Here is a 22,603-nt window from a genome sequence, read left to right as displayed (position 1 = left end):
TAGGGCCTATAGCTCAGTAGGTTAGAGCGCACCCCTGATAAGGGTGAGGTGGTTGGTTCGACTCCAACTAGGCCCACACCATTTTGGCTTGTGAGAAATGCTTTTCACAAGCCGTTTTTTTGTTTAGGCGAAAATGAACCATAGCTGGAGTCGAACTCTCTATTACCTGTCTAACTCAAAGACCCATGAAATTTTTGAAAAAGCACTTTACTGCCAGAGAATAAAAACTATGAAATTCTTTAACTCGCAGCTCCAAAGTGACAAGGGTGCGATTTCTTTGATAGGCGGCTGCGAAAAGTCATCTCCGTCACGCCCATAAAATAGAAGGTGACCATTTAAAGCCTCTGCCACGTTTTTGCAAGTGCAAGTCTAGGACCATGATTGGTCCTCGAAAATCGGTCAAGAACATGGGCAATATACCAAACTCTCGACTTTTTGCTATTCTATAAAAAAAGATGTAAAGGATCTAAATGCAGGGTTATATTGATATCCACAATCACATACTGCCAGGTTTAGATGACGGACCGGTCACCATCCAAGAGGCGGTCGAGATGGCGTGTGTTGCACATCAAAACAACATTACAAGAATCATCGCGACACCCCACCATAATGAATATCACCGTCCAACAAAGCAAGAAATACTTGCCTCATTTGAGCTTTTGCAAGCTGCTCTTAGGAAAGAGGCCGTTCCGGTTCAGCTATATACGGGGCATGAGCTTCGTATCTCTTTGGATCTGCTGGGCGAGCTAAAGGCCGATGAGGTGCTCCCGCTTGCGGGAAGCAAATATATACTGCTTGAGTTTCCGTTTGAGGGGATACCGTTATTTGCTGAAGATGTGATATTTCGCCTGCGTCTCGATGGTTGGATTCCAGTACTTGCCCATGTTGAGCGCATCCATGATTTTCAGCGAAAACCCGAGCGCCTGAAAAAATATATCGACATGGGCTGCCTGACCCAGATTAACTCAAACAGCCTAACAGGCGAACTGGGCCGGGCAAGCCTTGATACCGCAAGGAAGCTGCTTAAAGTGGGTCAGGTCGATATCATGGCCTCCGATGCCCATGCCGCCTACAAAAGGCCTCCCGATTTTACCGGCGCACTCAAAGTAGCCACCAAAATCATCGGACCAGAGCGGGCACAGGCTCTCGTGCATGACAACCCGGCTAAGATACTTCTTTAACAGCACCCGCAGATTTGCATCTGCAAGTTTAATTTGCCTGGCATAAATTGAAGAAGAAGCGGAAGGCGCAACTTTAATCTGACAAGCCTGGTTATTGGCTATGGTTATTGGCTAGATAGAGTAAGCCCATATGCGGCAAAGATCAACAACTGCAGCACTTTGGCTATTATTCTACTGCTCTGTTTTGCGACTTTTAATAATGTAAGTAAAACCAGCTTTATGTCTGTTAGAAAACAAGCTTCTCTAATATACTGTTTATAAAGAGCTATTTTTGCAGGCAATACATCTTCAACATAGCCTTTCTCGGGGTCGGTGTATCTTTTCAACAAAGATTCCTCGTCGCTAAACTTGATTGAGGCATAATCAGTAATTCCTGGCCTTACTTTTAAGATCTCCTCGTAATCATCCTTAAACAAGGCAGTATATTTGGGCAATTCCGGCCGTGGACCAACGAAGCTCATATCGCCTTTTAGAACATTGATCAGTTGGGGTAATTCATCTAATTTTGTCTCTCTTAAGAAGCGCCCGATGCCTGTAACCCGGGGATCCCCTTTGGAGGTTATAGATGGCCCTTTTTCTGACGCACCAATAACCATTGTTCTGAACTTATAAAGCCCAAATGGCTTAAAGTCCCGTCCTGTTCTTTGTTGGATAAAGAAAACAGGCCCAGGGTCACGAAGTTTTATAAGGACTGCTATAGCTAAAAAGGCTGGGCTGGCAAGCGCCAGACCAATGGCTGAGAAAAATATATCAAAACACCTTTTCATCTCTTGTACCTTAGTGCAACGCTATTGGCTACCTCAATAACTCTATCAACATCGGCATCATCCATCCCTGGATAGATTGGAAGCGATACGATTCGCTCGTAAGCCCACTCAGCGTCTGGAAAATCTCTACTGTCATAGCCGAAAGTGTTTATATAAAAAGGGTGTTTATGAAGGGGAATAAAGTGGACGCTTGCCCCAATACCTTCTGCTTTAAGCGCTTCAATAAAGCCCGCTCTATCAATTCTAAGGGCTTCTAGGTTAAGTTTTATAATATAGAGGTGCCATGATGAAACTCTATCGGTTTTGATGCTGGGCGGTGTAATCAGCTCAGAGTCTTTAAACGCTAGGGAGTATTTTTCGGCAATCGATCTTCTACGGTTCCACATCCACTCGACTTTGCTTAGCTGTGCTAGCCCCAACCCAGCCTGAATATCGGTCATATTATATTTATGACCGGCCTCTAAAACCTCATAATACCATGAACCCCCTTTTTTATTTCTCAGCCAAGCATCCCTTGATATACCATGTAAGCGCAGCGTCTTCATTCTGCAGGCCCACTCGTTATTTTCAGTAGTTGCCATGCCTCCTTCGCCTGTTGCGAGGGTTTTTGTAGCATAAAAACTAAAGCAGGTTATATGTCCGATAGACCCTATTTTTCTTCCTCGATACCAAGCAGGAAGGGCATGGGCTGCATCTTCGATTACTTGTAAGCCGTGGTACTCTGCCAAATCTATTATTGCATCCATATCGCAAGGCTGCCCTCCGTGATGAACGGGAATTATAGCTTTTGTTTTAGGGGTTATAGCTCTCTCGATACGATTTACGTCAATGCATAGGGTTTCTATATCTATATCGACGATGACCGGTTTTGCGCCAAAGTAATGAGCTGCCTCACCGGTAGCTGTAAAAGCCATAGTCGGCATAATAACCTCATCACCAGCTTCTAGATGGATGGCCCGCAGGGCAAGGTGTATTGCCGCCGTACAGGAATTCACTGCGACCGCATGTCTTGAGCCGACGTACCGCTGGAATTCCTCTTCGAATTTTGCAGTTTTCGGCCCCATTGTAAGCCAGCCCGATCGCAGGGAGTCAACGACTTCCGATATTTCATCCTCTGTTATATATGGTTTATGAAACGGTATCTGTTTTGGTAACTGCTTCATAACTTTGTCATCACTCCAAGATAATGCGTGCGAAGCAAAGGAACTTTCTCGAGAATTTGGCACAACATAAACGAAAATGGGGCTATAGCTCTCACCAGTGGAGGAGCTAGAGTCACACGCTTAAGCTGGATTTTAAAGCCTTGAAAGAGTTTGCGGATTTCCCTTTTTTTGACCCCTCTTACATCTAGGTTCTTAGGGTTGTTTATGTGGTAATCATAGTATAGGATGATGCCACCACGCTTTAGTACTCGATACATTTCTGACACTATGCCTCGTTTCATTTCTGGGTCTAAAATTGACGTAAATACTGTAAAACAGAGCACTATATCGAAGAACTCGTCTTCATACGGTAAATTCTCTGCGTTGCCACATTCAAAGCTAACATTAGGGCTTAAGTCTTTTGCTATCTTTATTCTATCAGGAAGCAAGTCAATTCCGTAACAGTTTTTAGGCTTTGCACCGTATTTAATAAAGTCTCTTAACACGTTACCGGTACCACAGCCTAAATCAAGAATGCGCATTTCTGATAGGCTGGTAGCACTGTGCTGGATAAGGGTTTTGATCAGCTCCCTTTCTCTTTGTTGGGCTATATAAATAGTTGATGGCTGAAAGAAAGTATAAAGCTCTCCCTTTCCAGCAGCGTCTCTATTCTTATATGCTTCTACGATTCTATCTAGCTCTTTAGTCAATCTTCCAACCCATATAACGAAGGTGCCTTACCAACAATGCTTTTTATAACGCCAACCCCCATCCCAAAACTAGCCACACAAAAACTAAAGACGGCCGAGGCGACAGGAAGTCTTATTTTGACAACTTCGCCAAAAAAGCCTACTATCGCTGTACAGTAAAAAATTATTTGCTTTACAAATATTAGCCGATACAAAAACCCTTCCCTAAGAAGCAACAAGTCTCCCAAGAGAACTAAAAACATGAAAAATGGTGTAAGCCAACGCAGTATCTTGTGTGATACCAGTCCCCAGCTTACGAATGGGTGCTTGGCTAGACCCACCCATCCCCATCTACGTAATGTTCCTATAAAGTTCTTAGATGTCTGGCGAATTCTTGTCTTAAACTCTCCTTTGACAGAAGAAGGAGGAATATCATAAGCAATCGCATCTGGAGCAAAAATCACCCTATATCCCTGCAAGACAACATCGAGCGGTGTGATGAAATCAGAATCATCGGTGGGGGTCAAGTCAAGCCACAACTCCTTTCTAACTGCCATACATGCGCCGCTTGCAGTAGCAAGTATGCCGATATTACTCTCAAGTGATCTGATTTTCCTCTCGATCTTCCAATAGAGGCTCTCCGATTTGGATATTGCCGAATTTGTGGGTTTATAGATAAGATTTCCGGTTACACAACCAACGTCTTTGAGAGAGAAATAATTTGCCACATTTTTTATAAACGCTGTATCAAATTCGGCATCAGCATCAGTAAATATAATAAGCTCACCATTTGCATTTTTAATGGCTTCGTTGTGAGCAAGCGCCTTCCCTTGTCTGCTAAGGGACAGGATTTTTAGGTTCATATATTGCTTAAACTTGTTTGCAATGGCAACTGTGTTATCCGAGGAGCCATCGGAAGCCAATATTATCTCTACATTTTTACCAAGGGATGGATGGCTAATTGAATCAAGGATGTTCTGTAGCTTTTTGGAAATAACGTTCTCTTCGTTATGGATTGCTATAACAATGCTAATTTTGGCGTCATAATCATTGTTGTTAACAAGCGGTCTTCTTCTTATATATAAGGCCATTAGATAGAGAACGGCTGGGTATAGTAGATGGGTATACAACAACAAGAACAAGGATACCCAAAATACTACTTTCATTTAGCGACAAATCCTTTCGTAATAAGGCACCAAAATTTTTGCAACGATTCTTCTATAATCGTATTCTGAGATGCTTTGCCTTGCATTATCAGAGAGTTTTTTCCGAAGCTCTGGGTTAGCCGCAACTTTTATAATGGCGTTTGCGATTGCTTCTTCTCTATAATCGCTTAAGATGCCGTTATCGCCATCAGCAATAACTCTTAGATTGCCTAGGGTTCTTGTTGCAATGGTGCACAGACCACTTGCTAGGTACTCATATGTTTTTATAGGTGGTTGGTAAAAGTATTGCGATGTCTCAGGTATATAGGCGATCCCTACATCCGCTGCACTTAAATAAGCAGGGATTTCATCGTGGGGTTTTGGCCCAACGAAATATACAGTTCTGTCCTGGCAGGGACCAGACTTGGCAATATTTCGCAACCTTTCAAAGTCAGAGCCACCTCCAATTATCATCATTGATAAATCGGTACCCATTGCATTTTTAATATAGCTCTTGGCTAACCAAAAACTTCTTAAGAGCAAGTCCAGGCGTCTACTCGGATTTAGATGCCCTACATAGACCAAGAGAAGATCGGTATCTTTTAATCCAAGACTACCTCTAAGCCTTGCTCGTTTTACTTCATCGCGTTTGAATAAAGAAAGATTTACACCTATAGGTAATACATCGTATGAGTCGAGCTTTAGTCTTTTAGCTACCTCTTCTGATATAACTAGAACATTTTTAAATAAGCCTGCTTGAAATTTAATTATCTTGCATGATAAGCGATCAAGGAACTCTCTTCTGACAGCGGTTGCTCTTATATCTAACACCTGCCTTTTCGGTAGTCTAAAAAAAGGTGGTGGCTGCAGTACAAGACCAAGGTTCGGGAATGCTATTTGATGAAGGATGCTGTTTGCTTTGTCTTGGGCCAATCTTGATATCAACCAAAAAGCTTTCATTGCAAACCATGTCGGATGTACGGACATTGCGTCATTTAATTTTGTTTCTAATCGATAAACATCTACACCCGAGATAAACTTGCGATCTTTGCTTTCAGCGCTTTTCCTATCGTTTCCAGCAACAACGGTAACCCGTACACCTTGCTCTACAAGGCATCGAGCATAGTTATAGTATGCTGTCGAACTATTTCCTGGAAAGTCTCTATAGAGACAATAAAACACATGTAAATCGTTTGCATTAATCATCATGCACCGTCTTGTTTTATGCCAATAACAATATACGTATTTGAGATTGCAGTATTTTCAAACAAATGGTTTATTTTAAGATGCTTCATTCCCAGCAATAATACATTAAGTGGTTTGTTAATTAGAAAATGGCCTACCAGCTTAGGAATGACTGAGCCTACGGGAAATATTTTCGTCCTAAGCCCATGGCTTTCATAGGCCTTGCGAATTGCTTCAGCGGTAATTGGATAGTGGTGGTTAAATATATGCGCCTTCTTTTTTGATAGGGCAATAAAAGCTTTGTGTAATCCAGTTAAGTTTGGGATTGAGGAGATTAAAATACCTCCGGGCTTAACAAGAGATACCAGCTTTTCTATTATTGACTGTAAATCGGTAAAGTGTTCCAGGAATCCATCTGAAAAAACCACGTCCGCCTGGATTATCCTAGCGTCAACATTTGCTGCACAAAGATTCTCAACCGTCTGCTTGTAGCCCTGATCACTTATCTCCAGTCCATAACATCTGTATCCAAAGTGTTTCCTAAAATAAACAATCCACCTACCCGGTGCACAACCAATCTCTAAAAACACCCTTGAATCACTTATTGGTAAGTTGGATCGAAATACGTCTTTCATTTCTTGAAATAAATAGCCGCGCATCCATCTAAGAGATATGATGGCTCTGGTATCTAAGTTGCCAGCTGATGACCAGTAATTATTCCAATAATTTATGTCAGTTAGCTTAGCAGCTCCGTAGTTTTGATTATTGCTCTTGTCCATATGCTATCCCCTTGATCTTGTGTAGGACTTATCGCTTTAATCTCTGGTAGTCGGCTTATGGTTGTATAGCTTAGTTTGGTTATTGTTAACGAGATAGCGTAAACAACAGGAAATATATAGGAGCTGAACGCATTATAGCCGTTCATGGAAATTATTAGCCCTATAATTATACTAAAGAAAAGAGTTGTATCGGTGTTTAATCTTTTAACTAAGCGAACTGTCAATAATATTAGCATCAAAGCTAAGGTCGAAATGCCGGCTATTCCGTAGGAGAGAAAAGTGTATATAAATGTATTATGCAGATCTCGGCTATCTGGGGATGCCAAATAGTAGATTTCCGGCCCGAAACCAGTAATAATATTTGCAATACTGCCTGAGGCTATTATATCACGTACATAATAATATTGATTTACTCTAGAAATAACCGTTCGCTCTTCAAGAGAGATGAGGCCATTTACGATTGATTCAAGGTTAATATAACCATAATTTATATGTAACAGGATGGTTATTCCTAGAGAAAGAGCAACAAGAATATTTCTTAGGGGATTCCTTGAGAGCTTGATAGCAAAATAAGCTAGAAGTGCCGCAAGTGTTGCAATAAAGATACTTCTGGATTGATTTATTAATAACCCAATCCCTAGAGTTAAAAGCGCAAAAATGTATGGCATTCTTTTTAAAAACCTGGTTGGCTGAATTAACTTTTCCACTGTTACCATTAGCGCAATAAACAGAAAGGTGCCGCTAACTGCAAAAATCGGATTTATAGAGGATACCCGAACGCTTACGAATGGTATCCTTGAATATACAACCCTACCTACTTCGATAGGAAGTGTAATAAATGTCTGTGCGATATTTAAACATGCAATAGTAAGGCCAACCACAAAGAAAATAGATTTGATATTAGAAAGCATGCTTCGTGGTTTTATTAAAACTATCAAGGATAAAAAAACAAAGAAACTAGACCATATGTGTGATATGTATCGCATAGTTGCTTGTGTAGTGTTTAGAAACACTGAAAATGTTAAAAAGAGCGAAAAGGCGAAATAGGCAACAATAAAAGGCGTAAACTGAATAAGCCAAGTCCTAGTAGCTTTATTTGCTATAAAAAGGATGAGCGAAGCATAAATTATAGAGATAGCAACAATCTCAGTTGGCGTCAAAAGGCCAAACAATTTGAATTGACTATAGTCTAAAGGTAAAGATGCGATAAAAATATATAAGATAGCATTAAAAAACCACACGCTGATTCTTCTCCTCCATATGCCCAACCCTAAGCAATTTGTTAAATATACGGTTGCTCCAGCCTATTAGATTACAAGACAGCACAATATCTTGCGGTATTCACTCAGCTGCTCGATATGAATGGCAGATAAGCAAGGAGCTTGCAATTTGCTCTTGCTTAAATTGTGCAAAGTATTCAAATGTAATCCGCAGTCCGGCATCTAGGTCAAATGCCGGCTTGTACCCTAACAACTTACGCGCCTTTGATATATCTGAGAAATTCCTTTTTACGTCCCCAGGCCTTGCGCTAACATGTTTTACTCTCGTCTCTTTATCCACGCTTTCATTTACAAGCATACTGATTATCTTGACCAACTCATTTATGGTAGTCTCATTGTGTGTTGCTATCTGGAATACTTCTCCGCCGATATCTGCTTTTGCCGAAAGCATAATGGCCTGCACCAGGTCATCTATATATATGAAATCCCTTGTCTGTTCACCATCGCCATATATTTCAAGGACTTCTCCACTCAAGGCCTTCTTGATAAATTTTGCTACTACACTTTCTTTATTCTTCGACCTTGGGCCATAGACATTACCGAATCTAAGGGATATGGTTTTCAATCCAAAGGTTCGAAAGTAAGCCGAACAATAACCCTCGCCAGCAAGCTTGCTTGCACCATAAGGAGACACAGGCCTCGCGACCTTTTCCTCATCAATAGGCGGCTCGACTTCTCCTAGGGATGCGCCTGATGAGGCAAAGATGAATTTTTCGACACCGGAATGCCTTGATGCCTCAAGCATGTTAAAGGTGCCGATTACATTGGCCTTCATGTCTTGTCTTGGATAATCAACCGATGGGGCAACTCCGGTGTTTGCAGCAAGGTGTACAACAACATTTATTCCCCTGCAGCAGCTAAGGCACGTATCGTAATCGGTAATATCACCCACAACAAGCTCGACTCCAGTAGGTCTGTCGGCTATGGAGTTAGCCTCTTTTTGCGTAAAGGAAGCAACCTCCAGCAAATTGTCTTTACTGCCTACAGAGAGGTTGTCCAGAATCCTTATCCTTATACCTGGAATATTCTTAAGTAGGTGATCTATCAGGTTAACACCAATAAATCCACAGCCACCGGTTATCAGCCAGCTTGCTCTCTCAGTGAAACTGATATTACTATGTGCGAGTTCTTGCGTGGGCTGCCTCAAATCTTGTCCCCCCGCTTTATTTGAGAGTTAAAGGATGCTTAGTAGTAGTACTATACATCCTATAACAAGTGAATTATTACATAACCACAGGCTCTTTACTTGTTTCTTGCATCCACTTAATTCCTCTTAGTATCTGGTGCTCGTAAATATTGTCTCTGTATTTCTCAACAACCCTAAACATCTTGTCAAGAACTTCGTCTGTCAGATAATGGGGCTTGAGCCCAAGCTCGAGAAGCCCGCTATATTTTGGATTATAATAATGCTCTTCTTTTTCTGCCCGGGGGTTTTCATAATGTCTGATCTGTACTTTGTAGCCATGCCAATCGGCAAACCGCTTCACTTTATCGGCAAGCTCGTTAACTGAGAATGTTTCAGTTAATTGGTTGAATATCCTTAGCTCACCGCGTAGGGGGCGATTATTGGCTGCCAAATATACGCAAGATAGGGCATCCCTTATATCTAAATATCCTCTGGTCTGCTTGCCTTTTCCATATATAGTCAGCGGGTGGCCGACCACCGCCTGCACAACAAATCGGTTTAGCACGGTGCCAAATATATCGTCGTAGTTAAAATGCGGCAAAAGGCGATCATCCAGATCCGACTCATCGGTTGATATGCCGTAAACGGGGCCTTGCATCAAGTCGGTTGCCCTTAGACCCCAAGTTCTGACATAAAACCACAGCATGTCTGTGTCTTGAATCTTGGTTGTATGATAAAGAGAGCCTGCCTGCCTTGGGAAGAGAAACTTATCCTTCCGACCCAAGTGCTCAATTTCGATCCATCCCTCTTCTATGTCGATGTTCGGGGTGCCGTACTCGCCCATCGTGCCGAGCTTGATAATGTGGCAATCCGGCGCAACTTCTCTTACGGCATAAATGACGTTTAGGGTGGTTACAAGGTTGTTTGTCAGGGTAAAGGCCGCTTTATCACGATCCATCATAGAATAGGGGGCAGAGGGCTGCTCGGCATAGTGCACGACTGTATCCGGTCTATACTCGGTGAATATTTCCTTAAGAAAGGAGTAATCGGTTACATCTCCTATATGTATGTGTATCTTCTTGCCGGATATCTTCTCCCATATCCTTGCCCGCTGTAGAAGGTCTGGATTTGCTATCAAGGGCTCGCAATTTAGTTCACGGGAAGCGTTGCGGCGAAAATAGTTATCTATCCCCGTGACATCATGGCCCCGCTGTGAAAAATACATACAGGTTGGCCAGCCAAGGTAACCATCCGCACCCAATACCAGGATTCTCATTTGGTTACCTCCACCAGGTTATCCTCGGATTTGCCCAAAACACCTTTACTAATCAAATACCGCCAAAGTTCTTCTTTTGATAATGGCTTCTCTATGGAAGAGACATAAGGTTTATTTACTGTATTGGAGACAATTTGCGGGTATTCATAGCTTATTGATTGATATATTGACCTAAACGCTGGCGTGATCACAAACATGTCATCAAGCTCTAGGGAGCGGCGAACCTCTTCGTTGCTCATCAGCTCTTCGTACAATTTCTCGCCGGGTTTGGCTCCAATCTCGACAACGCCAATGTCTGCGGGGTGATACCCATATCTTGGGGCAAGAGTATCAATTATAATCTCTGCGAGATCAGGTATTTTTATTGTTGGCATCTTGGCAACAAATACTTCTCCTCCGCGGGCAATCGTGACCGATTTTAGTACCAGCCTTGCAGCTTCCTCAACGGTCATGACAAATCTCGTCATCCTTCGATCGGTGATCGTAACAGGACCACCGCTTTTGACCTGCTTCATGAAGAGATGGACAACGGAGCCTCTAGACCCCATAACATTTCCAAATCTTGTGCTGCTAAAAATGGTACTGCTTCCATTTTTTATAGCGTTAGCAGCGGTTATAAGCTTTTCTCCAAGTAGTTTTGATGCGCCCATAACGCTTGTTGGGTTTACGGCCTTATCGCTGCTTGTAAAGAGAACATACTTTACATTTTGGTTTGTTGCGGCTCTTATGACGTTTTCAACGCCGATAACATTGGTTTGCACAACGTCAAAAGGATTGTATTCAGAGAGAATCACATGCTTAAAAGCAGCACAGTGGAAAACTACATCGATGTCTTTGCAAAGCTTTTCTACTTTATCTCTGTCTCTTATATCGCCTAGAAAGCAGTGGATGTCTTGATGCCTGTACTCTTCCATAAGGAAGAACATCTCTGTTTCGTTATTATCCACTAATCTGAGCTCTGCAGGCTCAAGGAGAGAGAGTTGCCTTACTATCTCTCTTCCGACGGTTCCGGCTGCGCCTGTAATGAGCACTTTTAGGCCTTTATAAAAATCTTTCATGGCGCTTCCTTCGTCTATTACTGTGAATTGGCTTTGGTCTCTGGTACATTACTTATTAAAATGGCCCTTAGTATCAAAGTAAACAAGGACCTACCATATTATAGCATGTTCTTCCAAGAAATCGGTTAATGTAAATACGCTTGAATTTTAATTATTATAAAAGATTGGTGGCTATATTGCTGCCTCAGCCATAACCTTCTCAACAGCGAGGCAGGTGTCTTCTATATCTTTCTCAGAAAGCGTGGGGTGAACGAGAAACATCAGGCTTGTCTCACCCAGTTCTTTTGCGACCTTGAGTCGCCCGGCCGGCTTCAAACCTTTGTTTTCAAAGGCCTTCTCAAGATATATCTCGCTGCAGCTTCCTGTTGAGCAAGGTATTCCTTCGGCATGGACAGCTGCCATGATGCGGTTTCGATCCCAGCCCCCCTTGAGCTTTTCTGGACGGATGAAAATATAGTACTTATAATAGGAGTGCCCAAAGTCTTTTGGCGGCGATGTGACCCGGATGGCCGGTAACTTTGATAGCCTCTCTGTTAGGATGCTTGCATACAGGCGGCGGGTATCGACCCACCCTGGGAGCTTTTTTAAAACCACCCTTCCGATTGCTGATTGCATCTCGGTCATCCGCCAGTTGGTTCCAAAGGACTCATGGACCCAGCGAAAACCCGGGGGGTGCACCCGGTGGTAGACAGCTTCAAAGCTTTTGCCGTGGTCTTTAAATGACCAAGCCTTCTCCCAAACATCTTTATCGTTAGTGGTGAGCATGCCACCCTCACCGCCGGTGGTTAGAATCTTATCTTGGCAGAAGGAAAAGGCGGCCACATCTCCCAGCGAGCCAACCGGGCGCCCCTTATAAGTTGCGCCGTGGGCTTGCGCACAGTCCTCAATTACTTTTAGGCCATGCTTGCGAGCTAGCTCCATAATGGGGTCCATATCGCAAGGCCAGCCAGCTAGATGAACGGCAATTATCGCCTTGGTCTTTGGTGTGAGGGCAGCTCTTATTGCCTCGATGGTCAGGTTTTGGCTCTCGGCATCGACATCAGCAACTACAGGGACTGCACCTCGCATGACAGCACAGCTTGCCGAGGCAATAAAAGTGCGGCTGGGGACAATGACCTCGTCTCCCGGGCCAATACCAAGGGCGTATAAAGCAAGCTCAAGGGCAACAGTACCGTTGGCAACTGCAACCGCATATTTGCAGCCAGCTGCCTTAGCAAACTCTTTCTCAAAAAGCCGCCCCTCTTCACCGGTCCAGTAGTTGACTTTGCCCGATTTAAGGACCCTTGCCGCTGCCTCGATCTCATCTTCAGCAAAGTACGGCCAAGGCGCAAAGGGCTCTGTGCGAATCGGTTTTCCGCCATCTATCGCAAGACTCATCGCTTTAACCTCACTAAGAAAAAACACGATTTTTCTTATAAGCCGGATAGATTAATTGTTAACCTTACTAGCTTACTAGGTTTACAATTAATCTATCCAGCAGCTCTCTTAAATCAGCAAAACTGCTAGCCTCCAAACCAGGCGCATAATCGGGGGAGACGGGCTCCTCTGCAAATCTAAGCTGGCCTTTTATTTTCAGGCGTATGGTATGCCAGCCAAGTTTATTGGGGCAGAGAAAATCCTTTTCCGGATTGTCCCCGATGTAGACCATCTCCTGTGGATGAAAGCCCCAGGTCTTGGCAAAGAGCTCATATCCTCTTGGGTGCGGCTTCCAAAAATTGCGCCCCCAGGCATCCGTTAGGACAAGTGGCTCAAATGCGTCCTCGAGGCTAAGTGCTCTTAATTTGGCTTGCTGGCTCTTCAGGGGCCCATCGGATAATAGACCTAGCCGGCATCCCCTGCCCCGCAGCTCATAGACTAAATCCACCACACCTGCTATTGGCTCAATTATTGGCTCATGCGCACGGTAGGCTTGCACCAAGTCCTCTATTTTAACCTGCCCTGACAGCTCAGGATAAACCTCAAAGAGCAGGTCAAAAGAGTTGCCGCGCACGCCCTTTTCAAAAAAACCCCATAAACTCTCAAACGCCTGCTCACTGTCAATCCCAGCCCTGTCTTGCAACAAGCTGGCAACACTTTTAAAGCCGCTTTGCACATAGTCGCGCTCAAGATATAGCGTATCGTCAAGGTCAAAAACCACCCCTAGCCTTACTGCCACAGCGGCTCCTCCTTAAATATCTCTACGTAGTAGCGCGTCATGTATAATCCCTTCTTATATTCGCCCAGCCGTGGAGAGACATCTTTGCCCTCAAGCATCTCTAAAATCCATTCTGGGTAGTTACCTCCTGCCGCCAGAGTTAGCGGAAAGCCACCACCAAAGCGCGGGTTTACCTCTGAGATAGTAGGCCCTCCCTCAGTTAGGAATGCCTGAAGGGTTATCGGCCCCCTGCCGCCAAGTGAGGCAATAACGTCTAGCGCCTGGATAAGCCAGCTGCGTATCTTGGTATCAGCAATTGTGACTCCCTGAATAGACTCGCCAGCCAGCGTGCGGATCCTAAGTCTAGGAACAAAGTGAATTATTCTTCCATTTAAGTCAAGCAGTGCATCTATTGTTATCTCGGGTGAGTCGATATCTTCTTGAATAATTGGGTTTGGCACCTGAGTAAGCAAAGATGTCAGCGAGCTTCGGCTTACCCGGTATGTGTTTTGGCTTGCGCTTCCGTCTCTTGGCTTTATAAACAAACTCTCTGGCAGATTGGTCTGGTTTTCAGGGGCAATCTCTTCCGGCAGCCAGGAGCGCGGCACCCGCAGCCCTCTTTCGCCAAATGTCTTAACTGAGCGCCACTTATCCCCGCTTATAGCAACCAACTCTTCCGATGATACAAGCGCGGTGCAGCCCCGCTTTTTAAACTCGGCCGAAGCGGCAGATAGCGCCGGCAGCTCGGTATCGATTGTTGGGACAATAAGGCGGATTTTATGTTTTTCAATCAACTCTAACAGGCAGGGTATATATTCGGGGCTTTTTGCCTTGGGCAGCTTAAATCCCTGGTCTGCGAGATAAAGAGAAGGAGCTAGCCCGTCGATATCGCCCGCAAAAACCTTGCCCCCGCGCTGGTAGACGGCCTCCTTAAACGCTTCTAGAAGGCTCGTTCTTCTTCCGGCGCTGGTTAAAAGGACGTTCACTTAAATCTCTTTGCCTCCTTTAAACTCGGGCATCGTGGCATGATCAGGCGCGCTTATACCCTCTCGCTTAAACACCTTAACTAGCGTTAACCAGAGGATCTTAAGGTCTAGCCACATATTCCAATTATCCACATACCAGACATCAAGCGCAAATTTTTCCTCCCAGGTCAGCGCATTGCGCCCGTTTACCTGGGCCCAGCCGGTCAGCCCCGGCATTACCTCATGGCGCCTGGCCTGCTCATCTGTGTAGCGGTCTAAATATTCAACTAGAAGCGGCCGTGGACCTACCAAACTCATATCCCCTTTAAGCACATTGAAAAGCTCTGGGAGCTCATCAAGGCTGGTGCTTCGCAAGAACCGCCCAAGCGAAGTTAGCCTCTCCTCATCCGGGAGCTGCTTTCCGTTTGCATCAAACACATCTCGCATTGTGCGGAATTTATAGATTTTAAAAATCCTTCCCCTTAGCCCTGGGCGTTCCTGGCGAAAGAGGATGGGTGAGCCCAGGCTAAGGCGGACGGCTATAGCTGTTGCCAGAATTACAGGCAACAGGATAAGAAGGATTGCTGAGGATATAAGTATATCAAAGACTCTCTTAAGCTTAGGTGAGCGCATTTTCTACCCCCATGGCTTTTGCATATAGCTCCTCGTGGGCTTTGATTATTAATTTTATATCGAATTTGCCAATCATTTTTGCGCGCCCCCGCTTTGCCATAGCGCGTGCCTCTTGCGGACTCTTTAAGACCTGCGCCATTGCCTCCGCATAGCCATCGATATCTCCTAGCTGGACAAGGAGCCCGCAGCCATCGGATAAAAGCTCGCGGGTTCCGCGTATGTTGGATCCTATCACTGGCACCTCAAGGCTTAACGACTCCATCACGCTGCGGGGCAACCCCTCTTGCTGTGATGTTAAAAGAGTGGCGGCTGAGGCTCTGATGAGGGCAGGGATATCCCGGCGAGACCCTAGAAAATGTACCCGCCCGGCAACATCAAGCCTCTGCGCCAGCGCCTTCATATCATCCACCAGCTCACCGGTGCCGGCAAGCGCCAGGTGTGCATCGGGATTGTTTAGGCGGGAAAAAGCTAAAAGCAGGTCTTGATGTCGCTTGCGGGGGATAAATTCGGCAATCATTAAAAAGAGCGGCTGGTCTTTTCTAAGGCCGAGTTCTTTGCGCACCTGCTCAACGTCGGCAGCGGATACTTTTTTGGGATTGAAATAGTCGGTGTCAACACCGATTCCGGGCATGTAGTAGAGCCTCTCTGCTGGCACGATACGGTTTTTCCGGGCTGCTTCTTCGTCTTCACGGTTTATGACTATCAGATAATCGGTCCATCTGCCGGCTAATTTTTCAAGGGATATGAACAAGCTGTTTTTTAAAAGTGGTCCGCCCGGGTAGAAATGAAATCCATGTGCCGTATAGATGACTTTGGGTCCGCCTTTTGACCGCAACTTTCGTAGGGCATAGCGAGTCACAAAGGAGGCAACTGGGGTGTGTACATGCACCAAGTCGTAGTCTTCACGCTCAATTAGCGTGCGAATTTCTTTTTTAACCTGCAAAATACCTGATAAGTTTGATGGCGCTGCTGGATTTCGCGACCATTTTGCATCCCATGCCCGGTCAAAGGACCCAACGCACTCTAAGCAGGTAGGGGCACCTGATGCCATTGCATCAACCTGCCAGCCCTTGCCCCGGAAATGACGGGCAAATGGCAGGATAAATGCTTGTAAAGTAGATGAAACGGTGGTTACTATAAGTAATTTTTTCATACACTTGATATAATACTAAAGGCGATTGAAAGCAATTAACAACCTTAAAACGATATTGTCAAGCCTTGTTTGGCGATATACATCAGGGGAGACAGCATATTTTATCCGGCCCCAGAGTGTTTTGCGCTCAAGGATGAAGCGTTTCAGGACTTTATAGTTTTCTTTATCAAGACAGCTACTGAAGATACGGTTAAACTCCTCTGCCTGCTTGGTAATCAAAAGACGGTGTCCTGTTTTTGTAAAACGCTGCGCTCTTGCCGCCCAAGAGTTCAAAAAGCCAACTTTGCTGCCAACAGCGTTACTTGAATGCTGCCGGTAGAGTATCTTAGCCTCCTCATCAAAGACGACCTTCCCAAAGGCAGACACCACAAGGTAGGCCCACCAATCATGCCACAAAGCCGATGAAGGCAAATTTTTTACAATCAGGTCCCTTGCTTTTGCATTAATAACTATTGTACAACCGGTAGCGATGTTTTGCACAAGGGCGTTTCTAAACGAAGGTTCGCCCTGCGGCATTTCAGACAACTTCACAAAAGATAAATCCTCATCCACAATTTTTAATCGGCTAAAATATAGTGCAGGCTCTTTGTTGTGATAACTTGATAGCATATCCACAGCTCGTGAAATTTTGTCACTCTCCCAGATATCATCCTGGTCGCAGAATGCTAAGTAGTCGGCGTCGTGTGAGGACAATGAGAGCAGTCGGAAGAAGCTTTTTGCAACACCGATATTTTTCTCTCTGAGCACTCTTACGTTTTCTACATGCAAGTATTCCTCAAGTACGCCAGGTGTGTCATCGGTTGACCCGTCATCACGGATGAGTATCTCCAGATTGGCATAATCCTGGTTTAGCAAGCTATCTAGAAGGGGTCTTAGATATTTTGAGCCGTTATATGTCGATAGTAGAACTTGTACTTTTTTCAAGCGAGCTACCTCACATTACTCGTGTTAAATGGTGCTTGGCTTTGGCGTCGAGTCTGAGATACTTTTGTTTCTATAATAGCTCAAGAAGGCAAGCGAAAAAGCAAAGAAAAACCATTGTGGACCAAACCCCATAATAGAACTAGAGCTCGTAGCCGCGACAGGAAAGATAAAAAATCCCACAAGCATCGATTCACCTATCATTTTCTCGAAAGGACTTTCTAGTTTGAAATAGGCTCTGAAGATTCTCACAAGCAGCCCACAGTAAAACATCAGGTAGCTAATAAAGATAAATATGCCGTAGTTTGTGGCTACCTCAACCCACCAGTTATGGGCATCGAGCACACCCTCGTTATCATACACTGCAAATTTTGCCATGTGGTACTCGACGTTTCCTGCCCCCACACCAAAACCATAATGTTGCTTAAGAAAGATTAGACAGTTAGCGATCAACCTTTCGCGCACGCCTAGTGTATCATCTACTGGGTCGGGGTTGACAAAGATGCTCGTTAGCTGTTTTTGCACTAAGATAGATGCCCTATGCATTTGGCCAGGAGAAGCAACAAACAATATAAGCACCAGCAATATAGCTATTGCTAACACCTTTAGCTTATCTTTGCCCCTTAATAGAAATATAAACCAAAAAACAACACCAATGATTATAGCGACATAATTAGCCCTTGAGTTGGTAAGGAGAAGCTGATGAAATACAAGCACAATAAGAGCCAATCCTGCGACCATCCCAAGTTTGTTGCCGACAAATCTTATGAAGGCAAGAACAAAGGGGATGCTAAGAGCCAGGTAAGTTGCATAATCGTTCTGGTTGAAGAAAGTCGCCCTTGGTATATGCATGTAAAGCGCTCTAAACGCCGCAGGGATTTCGGGATGCTCAAAGAGCTGTTTCCCGGTAAATATGTTCCAGTAGCCGATTCCTATCGTAACCACCAGCGTTACTAGCCATAGATAGTAAAGACGCTTGAGATCCTCTAGCTTGGTAAAATAAAGGACTAGAAAAAAAATCAGGGACAAGCCGGTAAACAGAAGCAGGATGTCTTTAACGGCCGCAACTCTCGAGTCGGCCCACGCAAGGGATAGAATTGCATAAGAAATCCACAAAGCCAGGAAAAATAAATAATATCTTACGTTTTTATAATTGTGTGCACTGAGCGCTTTTCGCCTAAAAAAAACGTCGGCTACAAAAAGAACCCAAAGTAGAGGAATTAGAGCCCGAAATGGGGATACGGTAAAAGTTTTCACATCAAATGTTAGAAGGGCCGATCCTGTTACTGCCGCAACTACTGTTAAGTAAAGGACCGACTTACTTGCTGAATAAATTAAATAACCAGACTTATCTTTTTCTAATTCAACCATACCTATACCGTTTGCTGCATTGCTTAACGCAGAAATTTACAATTTACCTTTACCGGCATCATCCTTAACCAGTATTGACTTGCTTGTCCCTGGGTCACAGCGTCTTTGTCAGAAACCCTGCCATCTACAGTTTGTAGCTTGGAGAGCTACATTTTCCGACAGCTAAAGTAACTAATAGCAAAATCTCTATAACTAGCATCTAAGCATTATCATGCGAATTATTCAACCAGGCAGCCTCAATTGTCAACCTCTAGCGAGCTTTGGGTTGACAAAGCAATTAGGTAAATCCAGAAAAGCATGTGAAATCCGCTTCGCAAGATCGTTGTTTCAAAAATCTGATAAGGCATTAAAGCTATCAAAATGGAGGCTGCCGCAATTAAAATCAGGCATTCTCTGCTTAAGCCCTGTCTCTTACATGAAAGGATTTTTTGCACCAAAACAACAATGGCCAACAGCCAGAGTCCAATAAAAAGCAAGAATCCGACTAATCCTATCTCTGATAAAACGGTAATATAGCAGTTGTGAGCGGTAGCACTCCATCCGATTGGGTTAAGTATTGTCTCTTGAGAGACCCCAAAACCCACGCCTGTAAAGGGATGCTTCAGGAAGTAATTCCAACTAGCCGACCACGCGCTCTCTCTGCCAGCTAAAGATATACTAAATCGGTCCGGTAGGCCGCTGTGAGAATTAAAAAGGAAGAGGTAGGCAAGCAATCCAAAAACAACAGATATGGCTATCAGTAGATAGACCCTTTTTGCAAACGCGAAGCCACTAGGAGCAGAAAGCAAGATGAGAAGCGCGGATGCTATTGCAGCCACCATGATGCCGGCACGCGAAAACGTAAGTAAAAGCGCCATCGCTTGCATGCCAGAAAGGATAGTAAACGACAAAGCTGATATCTTTCGGCCAAGAAAAAGAGCAAGCGTAAGCGGTATTGTAATCAAGAGCCAAGCTGCAAGGGCGTTAGGATTAGAACAAAAGGATGATATCCTGGTTACCGGCTCGGAGGCAGTAACCACCTGTACTATTTTAAGAGGTCCAATCCTGAGGGTCTGTATTGCCAAGGACAAATCTGTTTTACCGAAGGCATAAACAATAAGGCCAATAGCAGCAAGCGATGTTCCAAAGATGGCCATGCCTATCGCAATTCTCCAGAATGTCTCTTCGTGCCGGCGATCGCTATGGGCAGCAAGAAAAAGGAGCGTGGCAGGAGTAAAGATAAGAGCGCTTCGCTGAAAAGTTAGTTTTTCAAAACTGCTCCAAGAAATTGATAGCATAGCCCAACCAAAAATGCATAACCAGAGGACTAGAATGATTAAATGGATGCCTTTAAATTTTAACCTGACGTAGGGCAAAGCGGCTAAGAGAGCCATGATCTGCAAGAAAAAAGCCACGTAAGAAGCATACGGTATTATCGGGACATACGGAGTCAATTGCAGGCTTAATAAAGCTGTTGCAAATAAAGAAAATAAAATGGCATAGTGTGGAAAAATGCTGCTAATAGTGTTGTTTCTGGTTTCCTTAGTCATGCTAGCTCGCCTTAAATAATTCTTATCGTAAATAGTTATAGGATTTTTTGCCACCAGGAGATATGCGAGAGAGATAGCCTTGGTGTAAGAAGTCTGAGAGTTTGGTGTTGTCACCCTCGTTGATTATGCTCTCGACCTCATTCAATATTTGTGATACTAATTCTTTATCAAACTCGCTGAGCACTTCAAATATCTGAGGATGCTTTGTGTTATTCACCGTCTCGTTCTCTGCAAACAGCTCCTCAAACATCTTCTCGCCGGGCCGCAGCCCCGTGTAGACTATCTTTATGTCTTTGCCCGGTTCAAAACCAAAGAGGCGAATCATGCTCTTAGCCAGGTCAAGGATTCTAACCGGCTCGCCCATGTTAAGCACAAATATCTCGCCGCCAGAGCCCATTGCGGTGGCTTGTATGACTAAATGCACTGCTTCATGAATTGTCATAAAGTACCTTGTAATATCGGGGTGGGTTACAGTTACCGCTTCACCGTTGCTTATCTGCCTCTTGAATTTGGGTATCACACTGCCGTTACTTGCCAGCACGTTTCCAAATCTAACCGCCATAAATTTGGTGGTGTCCGAGTCACTTGCAGCAAGCTTGACCGCCTGCTCGCTAAAGTATTTTGAAAGCCCCATTACACTGGTTGGATTTACCGCCTTGTCTGTGGATATAAAGACAAACCTTTCACAGGTATACTCTTTGGCAACCTCTATCATGGTGCGGGTACCTAAAAAGTTGTTCTCCATGGCCTCGATAGGGTGTTTCTGCATAATGGGCACATGCTTGTAAGCAGCGGCGTGAAAAACTACCTGGGGCTTGAATTTTTCAAAAACCCTGGTAACTGCTGCTTTGTTTCTTACATCCATGATATGGGTCTCAAAGAGGGCTTTGTCATCATCCAGCCAGGAGGTCATCTCTTCTTCCAGGTGGTAGAGGCCATTTTCAGAGATATCAACGGCGACTATCTTTGCCGGCTCAAGAAATGTGGCCTGCCTGCATAGCTCAGAGCCGATTGATCCTGCGGCACCGGTGATTAAAATCACCTTGTCTTTATAGCAGTCGGCGGTCTCTTTTAAATCGATCTCAACTTCTTTTCTGCCCAGAAGCTCTTTCGGGTCGATATCCCGTATCTGCAGAATGCTTGCTTCGCCATCAACTAATTCGGAGAAGTCGGGGACAGTTTTACACGGTATGCCAAGCTCCCTGCACTCCAGTGCAATGCGTCTTCTGTCTTTGCTTGAGGCAGAAGGGATGGCCAAGACTATCTCATCCACAAGGTATTCCGCCATGATCCTTGGAATTGCACGGGTATTTCCAATGACTCTAACTCCGTGGATCATAAGCCCTTGCTTTGATGGGTCATCATCCAAAAACGCGATGGGCTTGTAGCCACGGTCAGGGTGGCGCTGCATGTGCTTGACCAGTATCGAGCCTGCCTCGCCCGCACCCACGATAATTACATTTTTCTGGTCTATGTTCTTGGCTTGGCTTGGGCTGGTAAAGAAATCTTTTTTTGCGCGAGTAACAAAGCGGCTTGTTCCTATTAGCCCTAGCGTCAAGAGCCAGTCGATAACAAGTACCGCTCTTGGAATCTCGACTCGCCGGATAAAGAAAAGCGCGCCGAGAAGGATAAGCGATGAGGCAGATATTCCCTGTACTAGCCGCAAGCCTTCTCTTAGGCTCGCGTATTTCCAAAGCTGCCGGTAAAAACCGGATGCATAAAACACCGCAACCTTAATAACTATCGCAACCGGTATTAGGAACAGGAGAAACTCCCGGTATTTATCCGGAATATCTACGCCAAAGCGAAGGAAAAATGCCAAGAGCAGGGCAAGTACGATCAACAATATATCAACTAACAGATAAGCAAGCTGCTTAAATCTCAACCTATTCTCCCTTAGAACAACCATTGAGCAATTTCCAGCTCGACCTCGAACTCTAACATAATATTTGAGCCATCTAAGCCATTTTATAACCATTATACTTTGCAGTTATTAACGCTATTTATTTTAGCACCGCTGATGTACAGATTCCAATTTTACGCCTCTTCCTTAACAATTCCAAGCCATTCGTAGTAATAAGGTAGTCGCAAGGCCAACGCTTGTCCAGACAGGGGGATGCATAGGGGAGGGAATATGTAGGGGAGAGCACATCGCAGAATATGTACTTGGCGAACACGTAGAGCGACATGTGCCTGTTGCCTCATATAAAAATCTACTCGAACTAACCCCTGGTTGCCTCATATAAAATATACTCCAAACCATGTATTG

21 protein-coding genes and 1 tRNA gene are annotated in these 22,603 nt (G+C 44.5%); 3 read left to right on the top strand and 19 right to left on the bottom strand.

The features are described from left to right. Positions 1-2: 2 nt before the first annotated feature. Both K6T91_08530 and K6T91_08525 read left to right on the top strand, forming a co-directional pair. Positions 3-76 (top strand) — tRNA-Ile (locus K6T91_08530). Between the two features lie 394 nt (positions 77-470). After that, positions 471-1,181, top strand: a complete 711-nt coding sequence (locus K6T91_08525) for a tyrosine protein phosphatase (protein MCL6472838.1) — start codon at positions 471-473, stop codon at positions 1,179-1,181. A 104-nt stretch (positions 1,182-1,285) separates the two neighbouring features. Here the strand turns inward: K6T91_08525 and K6T91_08520 are convergent, their stop codons facing one another. From K6T91_08520 to K6T91_08490, 7 genes are read right to left on the bottom strand one after another with little or no spacing between them, the layout of a single operon-like run. After that, positions 1,286-1,948: a sugar transferase gene (locus K6T91_08520; GenBank protein MCL6472837.1), complete on the bottom strand. Its 663-nt coding sequence runs from the start codon at positions 1,946-1,948 to the stop codon at positions 1,286-1,288. Then, positions 1,945-3,111 carry a DegT/DnrJ/EryC1/StrS family aminotransferase gene (locus K6T91_08515; GenBank protein MCL6472836.1) on the bottom strand — a complete coding sequence of 389 codons (1,167 nt, stop codon included), beginning with the start codon at positions 3,109-3,111 and terminating at the stop codon, positions 1,945-1,947. Before K6T91_08515 ends, K6T91_08520 begins: the two co-directional genes overlap by 4 nt. Then, positions 3,108-3,800 (bottom strand): class I SAM-dependent methyltransferase, encoded by a 693-nt coding sequence (locus K6T91_08510; GenBank protein MCL6472835.1) that lies wholly within the window; start codon positions 3,798-3,800, stop codon positions 3,108-3,110. Before K6T91_08510 ends, K6T91_08515 begins: the two co-directional genes overlap by 4 nt. Continuing rightward, complete coding sequence (locus tag K6T91_08505; GenBank protein MCL6472834.1) at positions 3,797-4,945, bottom strand: glycosyltransferase; 1,149 nt, start codon at positions 4,943-4,945, stop codon at positions 3,797-3,799. Before K6T91_08505 ends, K6T91_08510 begins: the two co-directional genes overlap by 4 nt. Further along, positions 4,946-6,133 carry a glycosyltransferase family 4 protein gene (locus K6T91_08500; GenBank protein ID MCL6472833.1) on the bottom strand — a complete coding sequence of 396 codons (1,188 nt, stop codon included), beginning with the start codon at positions 6,131-6,133 and terminating at the stop codon, positions 4,946-4,948. Then, the gene (locus tag K6T91_08495) at positions 6,130-6,888 is read right to left on the bottom strand and encodes a class I SAM-dependent methyltransferase (protein MCL6472832.1); all 759 of its coding nucleotides are present in this window, start codon (positions 6,886-6,888) and stop codon (positions 6,130-6,132) included. Before K6T91_08495 ends, K6T91_08500 begins: the two co-directional genes overlap by 4 nt. Continuing rightward, on the bottom strand, positions 6,846-7,556 hold the full coding sequence (locus K6T91_08490) for a hypothetical protein (GenBank protein ID MCL6472831.1): 711 nt from the start codon (positions 7,554-7,556) through the stop codon (positions 6,846-6,848). Before K6T91_08490 ends, K6T91_08495 begins: the two co-directional genes overlap by 43 nt. A 67-nt stretch (positions 7,557-7,623) precedes the next feature. On the opposite strand from K6T91_08490, the gene K6T91_08485 reads away from it, so the two are divergent. Further along, positions 7,624-7,935 carry a hypothetical protein gene (locus K6T91_08485; GenBank protein MCL6472830.1) on the top strand — a complete coding sequence of 104 codons (312 nt, stop codon included), beginning with the start codon at positions 7,624-7,626 and terminating at the stop codon, positions 7,933-7,935. A 294-nt stretch (positions 7,936-8,229) separates the two neighbouring features. On the opposite strand, the gene K6T91_08480 is transcribed toward K6T91_08485, so the two are convergent. From K6T91_08480 to K6T91_08425, 12 genes are all read right to left on the bottom strand, one after another. Continuing rightward, positions 8,230-9,279 (bottom strand): GDP-mannose 4,6-dehydratase, encoded by a 1,050-nt coding sequence (locus K6T91_08480; GenBank protein ID MCL6472829.1) that lies wholly within the window; start codon positions 9,277-9,279, stop codon positions 8,230-8,232. 112 nt (positions 9,280-9,391) lie between these two features. After that, positions 9,392-10,570, bottom strand: coding sequence for an NAD-dependent epimerase/dehydratase family protein (locus K6T91_08475; protein MCL6472828.1), 1,179 nt, complete (start codon positions 10,568-10,570; stop codon positions 9,392-9,394). Next, a complete protein-coding gene (locus K6T91_08470) occupies positions 10,567-11,628 on the bottom strand; it encodes a polysaccharide biosynthesis protein (GenBank protein ID MCL6472827.1) in 1,062 nt (353 codons plus the stop codon). The genes K6T91_08475 and K6T91_08470 overlap by 4 nt, the downstream gene beginning before the upstream one ends. 171 nt (positions 11,629-11,799) lie before the next feature. Then, positions 11,800-13,005, bottom strand: a complete 1,206-nt coding sequence (locus tag K6T91_08465; protein ID MCL6472826.1) for a DegT/DnrJ/EryC1/StrS aminotransferase family protein — start codon at positions 13,003-13,005, stop codon at positions 11,800-11,802. A 67-nt stretch (positions 13,006-13,072) separates the two neighbouring features. Next, on the bottom strand, positions 13,073-13,783 hold the full coding sequence (locus tag K6T91_08460) for an HAD-IA family hydrolase (GenBank protein MCL6472825.1): 711 nt from the start codon (positions 13,781-13,783) through the stop codon (positions 13,073-13,075). Then, complete coding sequence (locus tag K6T91_08455; protein MCL6472824.1) at positions 13,774-14,748, bottom strand: ATP-grasp domain-containing protein; 975 nt, start codon at positions 14,746-14,748, stop codon at positions 13,774-13,776. Before K6T91_08455 ends, K6T91_08460 begins: the two co-directional genes overlap by 10 nt. After that, complete coding sequence (locus tag K6T91_08450) at positions 14,749-15,360, bottom strand: sugar transferase (GenBank protein ID MCL6472823.1); 612 nt, start codon at positions 15,358-15,360, stop codon at positions 14,749-14,751. Further along, positions 15,347-16,513, bottom strand: a complete 1,167-nt coding sequence (locus K6T91_08445; protein ID MCL6472822.1) for a glycosyltransferase family 4 protein — start codon at positions 16,511-16,513, stop codon at positions 15,347-15,349. The genes K6T91_08450 and K6T91_08445 overlap by 14 nt, the downstream gene beginning before the upstream one ends. 15 nt (positions 16,514-16,528) lie before the next feature. Beyond that, positions 16,529-17,437, bottom strand: a complete 909-nt coding sequence (locus K6T91_08440) for a glycosyltransferase family 2 protein (protein ID MCL6472821.1) — start codon at positions 17,435-17,437, stop codon at positions 16,529-16,531. 24 nt (positions 17,438-17,461) lie between these two features. Then, positions 17,462-18,805: an O-antigen ligase family protein gene (locus tag K6T91_08435; protein ID MCL6472820.1), complete on the bottom strand. Its 1,344-nt coding sequence runs from the start codon at positions 18,803-18,805 to the stop codon at positions 17,462-17,464. A gap of 236 nt (positions 18,806-19,041) precedes the next feature. Further along, positions 19,042-20,082 (bottom strand): O-antigen ligase family protein, encoded by a 1,041-nt coding sequence (locus K6T91_08430; GenBank protein MCL6472819.1) that lies wholly within the window; start codon positions 20,080-20,082, stop codon positions 19,042-19,044. A 274-nt stretch (positions 20,083-20,356) separates the two neighbouring features. Further along, positions 20,357-22,219, bottom strand: coding sequence for a polysaccharide biosynthesis protein (locus K6T91_08425; GenBank protein ID MCL6472818.1), 1,863 nt, complete (start codon positions 22,217-22,219; stop codon positions 20,357-20,359). Positions 22,220-22,603 lie beyond the last annotated feature (384 nt).

This window comes from Bacillota bacterium (assembly GCA_023511485.1).
Lineage (GTDB): Bacteria > Actinomycetota > Aquicultoria > Aquicultorales > Aquicultoraceae > CADDYS01.
Note: the sequence above shows the minus strand (reverse complement) of the source record. Positions and strands in the feature narration are given on the sequence as shown.

Coding starts and splice junctions, on each gene's coding strand:
- K6T91_08525 (MCL6472838.1), top strand. CDS start 471: ATGCAGGGTTATATTGATATCCACAATCACATACTGCCAGGTTTAGAT.
- K6T91_08520 (MCL6472837.1), bottom strand. CDS start 1,948: ATGAAAAGGTGTTTTGATATATTTTTCTCAGCCATTGGTCTGGCGCTT.
- K6T91_08515 (MCL6472836.1), bottom strand. CDS start 3,111: ATGAAGCAGTTACCAAAACAGATACCGTTTCATAAACCATATATAACA.
- K6T91_08505 (MCL6472834.1), bottom strand. CDS start 4,945: ATGAAAGTAGTATTTTGGGTATCCTTGTTCTTGTTGTTGTATACCCAT.
- K6T91_08500 (MCL6472833.1), bottom strand. CDS start 6,133: ATGATGATTAATGCAAACGATTTACATGTGTTTTATTGTCTCTATAGA.
- K6T91_08495 (MCL6472832.1), bottom strand. CDS start 6,888: ATGGACAAGAGCAATAATCAAAACTACGGAGCTGCTAAGCTAACTGAC.
- K6T91_08490 (MCL6472831.1), bottom strand. CDS start 7,556: ATGCCATACATTTTTGCGCTTTTAACTCTAGGGATTGGGTTATTAATA.
- K6T91_08475 (MCL6472828.1), bottom strand. CDS start 10,570: ATGAGAATCCTGGTATTGGGTGCGGATGGTTACCTTGGCTGGCCAACC.
- K6T91_08470 (MCL6472827.1), bottom strand. CDS start 11,628: ATGAAAGATTTTTATAAAGGCCTAAAAGTGCTCATTACAGGCGCAGCC.
- K6T91_08465 (MCL6472826.1), bottom strand. CDS start 13,005: ATGAGTCTTGCGATAGATGGCGGAAAACCGATTCGCACAGAGCCCTTT.
- K6T91_08450 (MCL6472823.1), bottom strand. CDS start 15,360: ATGCGCTCACCTAAGCTTAAGAGAGTCTTTGATATACTTATATCCTCA.
- K6T91_08445 (MCL6472822.1), bottom strand. CDS start 16,513: ATGAAAAAATTACTTATAGTAACCACCGTTTCATCTACTTTACAAGCA.
- K6T91_08435 (MCL6472820.1), bottom strand. CDS start 18,805: ATGGTTGAATTAGAAAAAGATAAGTCTGGTTATTTAATTTATTCAGCA.
- K6T91_08430 (MCL6472819.1), bottom strand. CDS start 20,082: ATGCTATCAATTTCTTGGAGCAGTTTTGAAAAACTAACTTTTCAGCGA.